Genomic DNA, 1739 nt, shown 5'->3' on the forward strand with positions numbered 1-1739 from the left:
GCTTTCTAAAATGATCTCGAAACCTCTTGTTTATCGCCTTTTTGAATCGTTAATAAACTTTTATCTGTCATATAGCTATTCAATATTTCTACTTCTTATAGTCATTATTCTTTACACATATAATTATTATTTTCCATCATTTATGAATTTAGTGATAAATCTTTTGGATTATTCATGTATTTTAATGTAATTTATTCTTATTAATTGAATCAAAACTGCACTTTTGTGTTATAATCCTTATTATAAGGAGGACCTTGTTATGGATAGAAAAATCATGAAAGAATTGATAGCTTGGAAAGATAGTGCTTATCGTAAGCCTTTAATTTTACAAGGTGCACGTCAAACCGGTAAGACATATACAATGCTTGAATTAGGCAGAAAGTTTTATGAGAATGTCGCATATTTTAATTTTGAAAGTGATCCTTCATTAAGTAAAACCTTTGATGAAAATATCAGTCCTTCTTATTTAATTCCTATTCTTTCAAGGATTTCTAAGCAAACTATCATTAAAGAAAAGACTTTAATTATTTTTGATGAAATCCAGTTATGCGAGAGAGCTTTAACTTCATTAAAGTATTTCTGCGAAGAAGCTCCGGAATATCATATTATTGCTGCTGGTAGCTTACTTGGTGTAGCTGTGAATCGTTCTCAATTCTCTTTTCCTGTTGGTAAAGTTGATATTAAGACAATGTATCCGTTGGATTTTAAAGAATTCTTACTTGCATTAAATGAGCTAAATCTAGTGGAACTAATTCAGGACTGCTTTAATACAAACGTTCCTATGCCGCAGGTTCTTCACAAAGATGCGATGAGTTTGTATAGAACATACTTAGTTGTAGGTGGTATGCCTGAGATCGTTAGTAAGTATGTAGAAACAAAAGACTTCTTGCTTGTTCGTCACTTACAGGATATGATACTTGCTAGTTATCTCAATGATATGAGCAAATATAATACGAATAATGAAATCAAGAAAACACGTCAAGTTTATGATAACATTACAGTTCAATTATCAAGAGCAAATACACGTTTCCAATATAAGCTTGTTAAAAAAGGCGGTCGGGCATCAGAATTCGAGAATGCCATTGAATGGTTAAATTTATCAGGAATAGTTAATCGAATTTATCGTGCGGACAAGATCATGAAGCCTTTAGAAAATTATAAAGATATTGACGCATTTAAAATTTATGTATCGGATGTTGGCTTGTTATGTGCAAAGAAGAATATTTTAGCAGAAGACATCTTGTATATGAGTGATGAGCTCAATGATTTTAAAGGTGGAATGACTGAAAATTATGTGTGTAATCAATTGACATTTAATGGTTATACAAGTTATTATTGGGAATCAGAAAGAAGTGCAGAAATAGATTTCGTTATTCAACGCGAAGGACAGATTATTCCCATAGAGGTAAAAGCAGCGGATAATGTGAAGGCAAAGAGTTTAAAAGTATATATGGAACAAAATAAGCCTGCTTATGCAATAAAGATAACAGGAAAGAATTTTGGATTTGAGAATAATCAAAAATCAATTCCTTTGTATGCTGCATTTTGCATATAGTTAAATGAATATAGAGTATGGAGTGCATGATAAGTGCATTCTTTTTTTGTATAAAAGTTATGATTGTTATTACTAAATTGTATGCTTGAAAAGAAAGAAAAAAGCTTAGGTATATGCCTTTAAAGAATTGATAAAATGCAAACAAACATGATGAACAGGCAAATAAAAGCAAGCTTTAGAAAGC

General features: G+C 30.7%; 1 protein-coding gene. It reads left to right on the top strand.

The genetic code is table 11. The features are described 5' to 3' along the window. The first annotated feature begins 259 nt into the window (after positions 1–259). Entirely contained in the window at positions 260–1555 is a 1296-nt protein-coding gene (locus tag DAHG_RS00030; protein ID WP_022936292.1) for an ATP-binding protein, read from the top strand. The last annotated feature ends 184 nt before the right edge of the window (positions 1556–1739 follow it).

The sequence above is a fragment of the Dielma fastidiosa genome, from assembly GCF_000313565.1.
Lineage (GTDB): Bacteria > Bacillota_I > Bacilli_A > Erysipelotrichales > Erysipelotrichaceae > Dielma > Dielma fastidiosa.

What these genes read in the sequence shown, in the direction of transcription:
- DAHG_RS00030 (WP_022936292.1), top strand. Translation starts at nt 260, where the DNA reads ATGGATAGAAAAATCATGAAAGAATTGATAGCTTGGAAAGATAGTGCT.